This is a genomic window from Bradyrhizobium sp. (genome assembly GCF_049581145.1).
In the GTDB taxonomy this organism is placed as follows: Bacteria; Pseudomonadota; Alphaproteobacteria; order Rhizobiales; family Xanthobacteraceae; genus Bradyrhizobium.
This window is the reverse complement of record NZ_JBAURI010000017.1, coordinates 1-8,583: the sequence shown is the minus strand read 5'-3', so window position 1 is coordinate 8,583 and position 8,583 is coordinate 1. Positions and strand designations below refer to the sequence as shown.

Here is an 8,583-nt window from a genome sequence, read left to right as displayed (position 1 = left end):
CGGCAAGACCGAGCTGGTTGGCTATCTCTTCGAGCCGGACGGCGCCGGGCCGCATCCCGCGATCGTGCTGCTGCACGGCCGCGGCGGGCCGTATTCCACCAACGTCAATGCCGATTGCACGACCGTGTCGCGAACGGCGGCCTCGGCGTGCGGCGCCGCCACGCTGTCGCGGCGCCATGCAAGCTGGGGCGAATATTGGGCCACGCGCGGCTATCTCGCGCTGCTGCCGGACTCGTTCGGGCCGCGCGGCAAGGCGCATGGCTTCGGCCGCTATAGCCATGACGACCCCGACCGCGACGATGTCAACGAGAAGACGGTTCGACCGCTCGATGCCGAGGGCGCGCTCGCCTATCTGAGCGGCCGTGACGACGTGGCGGGCACGCGAATCTTCCTGCAGGGCTGGTCGAACGGCGGCAGCACCGCGCTCAACGTCATGATCCGGCAGGGCACGCGCGCGGGCTTTCGCGGCGCGCTGGTGTTCTATCCCGGCTGCGGCCGCGACGCGTTGCTGGAGAACACCGTCTCGAGCGCCGCGCCGATCGCGATGTTTCTGGGCGAGGCCGACGAGGAGGTGTCGCCCACGATCTGCCAGCACGTCGCCGCCCGCTCGCGCGAGGCCGGCACCCGGATCGACGTCACGCTCTATTCCGGCGCGACGCATGATTTCGACGACCCCGGCGCCCGCCGCCAATCCGTCCCCGCCAACCACGCCGCCCGCGACGACGCGCTCGCGCGTGCGATCGGGATCGTGGAAGGGTGGCGGGAGTAGCAGAAAGTCGCTCAAGTGGTCACCACCATTTCGATGCGCCTCTTCCCGGCGGCGGCCCCGAAGGGCAGGGGAGCGGAAACACCTGCCGCGTCTTCACCATGTCCGGCGGCCCGCTTGCTGATTCAACGCATTGTCGAAGCCCACAAGTCTTCCAAGCCAAGCGGTACACCGCGCGGGCTCCCTTCCCCCTTGGGGGGAAGGGTTGGGGTAGGGGGTAGCCACGGGAGAAGTCTGCCCTGGGGGATGTTCGACCCGACCCCTTCCCGCAAGACTCCGATGGCAGAGAGGCGGAGTCGAGCGTGCGTCGTCACGACCGCCCGCAACGCGTCCGATTCAATCCTCAAATCCACCCGCCGCACGCGCGATTGATTGCTTCAGACACGGCTCATCCTTCTCGCCGCGCATTGGCGCGAGGTTTGGAGCTCTCTCGCCGCCCTGCCGGAAACAACGAGGGCGTGGGGGATGCCGGGCGCCCGATGCACCCGCAGCCTCGTGTGCGCATATTGGGTAGTGATTATGCACACGAGTATTCACAGCGGTCGCACCGGAATCACCCGGCATCCCCGCACGCAATGGTTTACGGCTTATACGTGCTCTCCTCGGTGACCACGCTTTTTTGCCACCGTCGCCGGCGGAATTGCTTCCGTCGACTTGACGCCTGTGCCTTGGAGCGCCGGGACCATACGACTTCGCCGTCCGTGAAAGCTGCGCCCGTCTCGCGCTGCTCCCGCGTCCACCGCATCCCGCACCCGACGTCCGTGACGATCGCGATATGCCCCCTCTGAATGGGACGGGATGGCAGTGCTTATAATGCTGATTTGGATCTTCTGAAAAGCCGAATATTTTTGCGCGGACCGTTTTTTCTGTGGATGGCCGATGTCGACCTGGCGGGGAGATCAGGCAATGGCAGCGCTGAAACCGGGTGCCAGCTTTCGAAGCTCGATCGGATATGCAGGGGTTTCTTCGTCGGCTTGATACTTCTCCGCTCAAAGGATCGCTTCAAGTCCCTTCCGCTTGATGACGCTCAGGAGCGCGAGCGCGGCACCGGTCGGTCGTTTGGCTCCGGATTCGAGTTTAGAAACGTAGCCGGTTGTGACGTTGAGAACCCGGGCAAAGACCGCTTGGCTCAGGTTGCCGCGCAACGAACGAATTTCCTTCGGCGACAAGGCCGCATGCGTGGCGGCCGGGAAACTTTGCTTGCCGAGAATGCGCATCGTGATCTTGTCGGCGGTGGTTTCGCTGATGAGCGAACCGCGAAAATCCTGCGCCAGTTCGAGCAATGTGTCATTGATGCGTTTGCTGGGATCAGCCTTTTTCGGCATAGGGCACCTCTTTCAATGTTTCTCGTTTCAGTTCCGCGGCGATCGCGGCCTCGCTCGCTGCCAAGAGCCCCGCCGCCAAAGCTTTGAAATCGGCAAGCTGGCCGGCGTCGATATTGTCGAGATCGTTTTTCGCGAAGCCCAACAAGAACACCGAGCGCTGGCCTGGCCTGTAGGCGATCAGCATTCGCCAGCCGCCGCTTTTTCCTTGGCCTGGCCGCGCGACCCGCTGCTTGATCAGGCCACCGCCGAGTTTGGCGTCAATCAGGCCGCGCTCGGCACGGACGATGGAGTCAACCAATGATCGGATGCTGATACGTTCCGCCTTCACGAATCGCGCGACGCCGCGCGTCAGGAATATCCGCATCCAACCCCCAGACTATAGACTATAGTGCCATGGGCTATAGTTTTCAAGCGCCTCTTGAACCCGCTCGGCGGGACTAACGCGCTTTCGACGCGGCGGCCGTGCTCACCAGCACGCCCCGGCCCAAAGCCAATGCGCACGCGATGATCCGTCGGCACGCCGTGGCCGCCGGCGTCACGACCTTGGTTGGCAATCAAAGCTTTCACGGAACTGGCATCACGACGGAAGCGACGCGGTATCCCCTGCGCGGTGATTTGCGACCATGCGGGCAGATCAGGCGATCGTCGAATTGCCCCAGCGCAAACCCGCAGCATGGTGATGGCGAGCCGTTGCCGCGTTGGCGCAAAGCGCCGCCGCATCATCGTCATTGCGAGCGTAGCGACGCGATCTTTCTCGCCGCGAGATGGGTTGCTTCGCGGCGCTGGCAATGAACTGTTACTTGGCTGAGCGCGAAACAAGAAACATCTCGCGAATGCGCCATAAGTCACAATTCAAAACGTCGCATTCGAGCCACCCGAGAAGAACGAGAGATGGTCAGGAAGGGTTCGAAATCCTGCCGGACGTCCAAGGCCTCGCGGAGCCGTCCATGGTCCAGACTTTCAAGGTACAGCGCATATGGCTTTGCCTGCTGTAGGCTGGACCCGGGCGGGAATGACCCGATCGGACATTCGGGCTGCGTTCACCGAAATGCGTGCGCAACCGGGTGTGGCGAAGAAACCATCCGTCCCTCGACCAATTGACACGGAGCTGATCGAGCCCGCTTGCGCGAATACAGGGCGAAGCCACAGATATTCGGGAAGCGGGTGGTTACGGTCGGTAGCGGGTGCGTAAAGTGATTTTCACCCAAACAAGGACCAACACCATGACCTTTCGTATCCTCGGCCTGCCGGCCGACAATTTTACTCACCTTTTCGCGCTCTCTGACTCCGAGCTTGCGGCTCAAGGTGGAGTTCGCCGGACAGTCGACGGCAAATATCCTTGCCGGGTCAGCCTCACGGATTCCAAGCCTGGTGAGGAGCTTTTGCTGATCAACTACGAACATCATCCCGTCGACTCGCCCTATCGGATGCGGTTTGCGATTTTTCTGCGTGAGGGCGATCAAACCTACGACAAGGTCAACGAGGTTCCTGAACAGTTTCGCAATCGCATCCTTGCCGTGAGATCGTTCGATGCGAGAGCCATGATGGTCTCCAATCAGTTGGTGGATGGCAACGAGATCGAGCCGGTCCTTGAAAAGATGCTTGGGCCGTTGAACGTTGACTATCTGCATGTGCACTTTGCCGCCGCTGGCTGTTATGCCGCGAAGGTGCAAAGAGCCTAATTAATCTGCGGATGTTGGCTGCCGATGCCGGTTCTTGGCACATTGCGAACTTTTGCTGCAACGTACAATTCGGTCGCTATCGGGGTACGGCGGACGTCGATCAAGCCGTACTGATCAAGCTCGATTGTGTAAGCACGTGCCTCGCCCAAACGCTTTCTCTATTGAAAGCGCAAACTGAGGCCGCTGCGTCTGTCGAATCGCGCCTCACGCTACTGTTTTTCGGCCGGATCTTCCAATCCGGCCGCTCCACAAACTCTAATGCTTCCGGCTAGCGCGGCTAGCTGCAACCAGCCCAGCCCCTCACCCCGCCGCCTTCTCCACCGGCGCCGCAGATCCCGCCTTCTTCTCGATCGCCCGCTTCAGATCCAGGGCGCGCGGCGAGAGATTGGCCGGCTTCGCCTTCTTCAAAAACGCGTCCAGTCCGCCATTGTGATCGACGCTCTTGATCGCGTTGGTGGAGACGCGCAGGCGCACGTTGCGGCCGAGCGTGTCCGAGATGAAGGTGACGTTGCAGAGGTTCGGCAGGAACCGCCGCTTGGTCTTGATGTTGGAGTGGCTCACCTTGTTGCCCACCTGGGGGCCCTTGGCCGTCAGTTCACAGCGCCGCGACATTTTGAGAAATCCTCTTCCATCCCCGACAATCTCGCCAAGCCCGTTGGGGCCGCGCGGGGGTCAAAATCCATGTCCTACCTGGGAGCGGCGGACGTATAGGGGCTGGCCAACGGGGCGTCAAGGGTTTTGGCTTGCCAAGCCATTGCCAAAACAGGGGGAAAGCCCGTTTTTGCCGGGACATCGCCCGCCGCGCGATCATATAAAGGGCGCATTCCACGGTGATTGAAGGGGCCTTGCGACGGGGGCTTGCAAAAAAGCCGCGTCATTTCCGGAATATAAGTTGCTTGCCGGAATGTTTTACCTAGATGACAGCGAAGACCGCACCGCCGATAGCAGGACTGCCGATCTGTGACCACTGACCTCGTGAATGGCTTGCGGATGCTCGCGATCTTCGGCGCGGGCCTGCTGCCGGTTGTCGCACCCGCGCCGAGCTTCGGGCAGGGTGGACGGCTCGATGCGAAATATGAGGCGACGCTGGCCGGCATTCCCGTCGGCAAGGGCGCTTGGACCATCGATATCGGCGATGATCAGTATTCCGCCTCGGCCTACGGCGGCACATCGGGACTGCTGAAGACCTTTGCCGGCGGTTCCGGCACCGGCGCGGCGGTCGGCCGGGTCGTCAATGGCGCGCTGGTCGCGACCAATTACGTAGCGTCGACCACGACCTCGAAGAAATCCGAATCCATCCACATCACGCTTGCCAACGGCACCGTGAAGGAATTCGGCATCGATCCGCAGCCGCCGGTCGATGCCGACCGCATTCCCGTCACCGACGCGCAGAAGCGCGGGGTGTTCGATCCGATGACGGCAACGATGCTGCGGGTTCCCGGAACCGGCGATCTCATGGCCCCCGATAGCTGCCGCACCGGGGCCGCGATCTTCGATGGCCGCATGCGCTACGAATTGAAGCTCGATTTCAAGCGCATGACCACGGTCAAGGCCGACAAGGGCTATAGCGGCCCGGCGATGGTCTGCGCGATCTACTTCTCGCCGGTCGCGGGCTATATCCCGGACCGTCCGGTCATCAAGTACCTGTCGGCGCAGCGCAATATGGAAATCACCTTCGCGCCGCTGGCCGGCACCCGCATCCTGGTGCCGTTCCGGATGGTGATCCCGACGCCGTTGGGGACCGCGATGCTGGAAGCGACCGAGTTCATGACCCAGGCGGCGCCACCGCATGTGGCGAAGACGCAGTAGGTTCTCGTCTCGCGGTGTTTCTTTTCAGTTCAGGTGTGCGCTCTTTCCGCTCCCTGCCCCTTGCGGGGTGGCTTGGGACACTGATGCAGCGATCAACAACGTGCTGACTCCCTCGCGGTTTCGTCATGGCCGGGACAAGTCCGGGGATGACGAGTTGAGGAATGGCGCGGCCGGACCATCCATCGGCCGATCTTCGATGAAAATCGGTTCATCAAGCCTGTTGACTCTTCGCCGCTTCTGATTCGACTCCGGCGGACAAAAAATTTAACGAAGGGCGGCGTCAAAGCGTCGCTTGTTTCGTTACTGTAAACTTGATCTAGTTATCCGGCAGGACAGTAGGCGCGAGATGTTGGGGGAACGAAGCGGGAAGCACGGGGGAGTCAGCGATTCGGGCGCGATTCGTTCCCAGCACGTTCCAAAGCTTATCAAGGCTTGAGCGGCGTCGCTATCTGCGTCGCGATGTGAAACAGTTTGTCGCAATGTGAGACAGTTTTGAGTGCACGCGCTTGCTTTTGCGCCAATAGAAACTACCAGACAATATGGCCTTCACTCCCTCGGCAGCGTTCTCCCACGAACGGGCTCCCGGCTCAGGCGTCACCGCGGTGCTGGGGCCGACCAATACCGGCAAGACGCATCTGGCGATCGAACGGATGCTCGCGCATTCGAGCGGCATGATCGGGCTGCCGCTGCGGCTGTTGGCGCGCGAGGTCTACAACAAGATCGTCGACCGCACCGGCCCCGATTCCGTCGCGCTGATCACCGGCGAGGAGAAGATCAAGCCGAAGGCGCCGCGGTTCTGGGTCTCGACGGTGGAGGCGATGCCGCGCGATCTCGACGTGTCGTTTCTCGCCGTCGACGAGATCCAGATCGCGGCCGATCTCGAGCGCGGCCACGTCTTCACCGACCGCATCCTCAATCGCCGCGGCCGCGACGAGACGCTGCTGCTCGGCGCCGCGACGATGCGCCCCATGATCGAACGGCTGTTGCCGGGGGCTTCGATGGTGACGCGGCCCAGGCTGTCGCAACTGCATTTCGCAGGCGATCGCAAGATCACCCGCCAGCCCAGGCGTACCGCGATCGTCGCGTTCTCGGCGGACGAGGTCTATGCCATCGCCGAGCTGATCCGCCGCCAGCATGGCGGGGCCGCGGTGGTGCTGGGATCGCTGTCGCCGCGCACACGCAATGCGCAGGTGTCGATGTTCCAGAACGGCGACGTCGATTTTCTCGTCGCCACCGACGCGATCGGCATGGGCCTCAATCTCGACGTCGATCACGTCGCCTTTGCCTCCGACCGCAAATATGACGGCTATCAGTTCCGCCGCTTGAACCCGTCGGAGTTCGCGCAGATCGCCGGCCGCGCCGGCCGCGCCACGCGCGACGGCACCTTCGGCACCACGGGACGCTGCGCGCCGTTCGAGCCGGAGCTGGTCAATGCGCTGCAGAATCACAGCTTTGACAGTGTGAAAGTTCTGCAGTGGCGCAATTCCAGGCTGGATTTCTCCTCGCTCGGCGCCTTGCAGGTTTCGCTGGCGCTGCCGCCGGCCCATGAGGTGCTGACCCGCGCGCCGATCGCGGAGGACTTGCGGGTGCTCGACCACGCCGCGCGCGACGCCGATGTACGCGAGATGGCGCATGGCAAGGCGGCGGTGGAACGGTTATGGGAAGCCTGCCAGATTCCGGACTATCGCAAGATCGCGCCGGCCGCTCATGCCGAACTTGTGACGACTTTGTTTGCTTTCCTGATGCGCGAGGGGAAGATTCCGGATGGCTGGTTCGGAGCCCAGGTCGATCAGTCCGATCGCGTCGATGGCGACATCGACACGCTCTCGGGCCGCATCGCGCAAATCCGCACCTGGACCTTCGTCGCCAATCGTCCGGACTGGCTGGCAGATCCTGAGCACTGGCAGGAAATCACCCGCGAGGTCGAAAATAAATTGTCTGATGCACTGCATGAACGGTTGACAGAGCGTTTCGTTGATCGTCGGACCAGTGTATTGATGCGCCGCCTGCGGGAGAATGCGAGCTTGAACACCGAAATCGGCAAGACCGGCGAAGTCATCGTCGAGGGCCACACCATTGGCCGTCTCGACGGCTTTACGTTTGCGCCCGACGCAGCCGAAGCCGGCTCCGACGCCAAGGCGCTGCAGGCCGCGGCGCAGAAGGCGCTGGCCGGCGAGATCGACGCGCGTGCCGAAAAACTGGCGGCCGCGCCCGACGACAATTTCGTGCTGACCTCCGACGGCACCATCCGCTGGACCGGCGACGCGGTGGCCAAACTGGTTGCGGCCGAGGACGCGCTGCATCCGCGGCTGCGCATCGTCGCCGACGAGCGGCTCACCGGACCGGCGCGTGAAAAGGTGCAGGCGCGGCTCGATCTGTGGCTGAAGACGCATGCCGAAAAGCTGCTCGGGCCGTTGTTCGAGCTTGCCAAGGCCGAGGACGTCACCGGCATCGCGCGCGGCATCGCGTTCCAGCTGATCGAGGCGCTCGGCGTGATCGAGCGCAGCAAGATCGCGGCCGAGATGAAGGATCTCGATCAGCCCTCGCGCGCCATCCTGCGCAAATACGGCGTCCGCTTCGGCGCCTATCACATCTATTTCCCGGCGCTGCTGAAACCCGCGGGGCGCGCGCTGGCCTCGCTGTTGTGGGCGCAGAAAGAGGACGTCGATCTGCAGGCGCTGTCGGGCGCCCAGCACATGGCCTCCAGCGGCCGCACCTCGTTCCCGGTCGACAAGACGCTGCCGCGCGATGCCTATCGCATGCTCGGCTACCGGCAATGCGGCGAGCGCGCGGTGCGCGTCGATATCCTGGAGCGGCTGGCCGATCTGATCCGTCCCGCGCTGGCCTGGCGCGAAGCCGCCGGCGGCGCCAAGCCGCCCGGCGCGTTCGATGGCCGCGGCTTCACCGTGACGCAGGCGATGACGTCGCTGACGGGTTCGGCGGGCGAGGATTTCGCCTCGATCCTGCGCGCGCTCGGCTATCGCATGGAGCGCCGTCCGCC

At 63.1% G+C, this 8,583-nt stretch carries 7 protein-coding genes; 4 read left to right on the top strand and 3 right to left on the bottom strand.

Annotated elements, in window-relative coordinates; translation table 11 throughout:
• Nucleotides 1–769 (top strand): dienelactone hydrolase family protein (locus WCB02_RS00630; protein WP_423955193.1); only part of this gene is annotated, 769 nt, incomplete at its 5' end.
• Nucleotides 770–1,755: 986 nt separating this feature from the next.
• Here WCB02_RS00630 and WCB02_RS00625 read toward each other — a convergent pair.
• Nucleotides 1,756–2,049 carry a helix-turn-helix domain-containing protein gene (locus tag WCB02_RS00625; protein ID WP_423955191.1) on the bottom strand — a complete coding sequence of 98 codons (294 nt, stop codon included), beginning with the start codon at nt 2,047–2,049 and terminating at the stop codon, nt 1,756–1,758.
• A gap of 25 nt (nt 2,050–2,074) precedes the next feature.
• A complete protein-coding gene (locus WCB02_RS00620; RefSeq protein WP_423955188.1) occupies nt 2,075–2,455 on the bottom strand; it encodes a type II toxin-antitoxin system RelE/ParE family toxin in 381 nt (126 codons plus the stop codon).
• Between the two features lie 859 nt (nt 2,456–3,314).
• Here WCB02_RS00620 and WCB02_RS00615 point away from each other — a divergent pair.
• The gene (locus WCB02_RS00615) at nt 3,315–3,773 is read left to right on the top strand and encodes a DUF1203 domain-containing protein (RefSeq protein ID WP_423955186.1); all 459 of its coding nucleotides are present in this window, start codon (nt 3,315–3,317) and stop codon (nt 3,771–3,773) included.
• 300 nt (nt 3,774–4,073) lie between these two features.
• Here the strand turns inward: WCB02_RS00615 and rpmB are convergent, their stop codons facing one another.
• Nucleotides 4,074–4,385: a 50S ribosomal protein L28 gene (gene rpmB, locus WCB02_RS00610; protein WP_423955184.1), complete on the bottom strand. Its 312-nt coding sequence runs from the start codon at nt 4,383–4,385 to the stop codon at nt 4,074–4,076.
• Between the two features lie 378 nt (nt 4,386–4,763).
• Here rpmB and WCB02_RS00605 point away from each other — a divergent pair, with 378 nt between their 5' ends.
• Both WCB02_RS00605 and WCB02_RS00600 read left to right on the top strand, forming a co-directional pair.
• Nucleotides 4,764–5,582 (top strand): DUF3108 domain-containing protein, encoded by an 819-nt coding sequence (locus WCB02_RS00605; protein WP_423955195.1) that lies wholly within the window; start codon nt 4,764–4,766, stop codon nt 5,580–5,582.
• Nucleotides 5,583–6,121: 539 nt separating this feature from the next.
• Nucleotides 6,122–8,583: helicase-related protein (locus tag WCB02_RS00600; protein WP_423955182.1), on the top strand; the 2,462-nt coding region annotated here is incomplete at its 3' end.

Bases quoted from the DNA above. Each gene is read 5' to 3' on its own strand.
- WCB02_RS00620 (WP_423955188.1), bottom strand. From the start codon at position 2,455: ATGCGGATATTCCTGACGCGCGGCGTCGCGCGATTCGTGAAGGCGGAA.
- WCB02_RS00615 (WP_423955186.1), top strand. From the start codon at position 3,315: ATGACCTTTCGTATCCTCGGCCTGCCGGCCGACAATTTTACTCACCTT.
- rpmB (WP_423955184.1), bottom strand. From the start codon at position 4,385: ATGTCGCGGCGCTGTGAACTGACGGCCAAGGGCCCCCAGGTGGGCAAC.
- WCB02_RS00605 (WP_423955195.1), top strand. From the start codon at position 4,764: ATGCTCGCGATCTTCGGCGCGGGCCTGCTGCCGGTTGTCGCACCCGCG.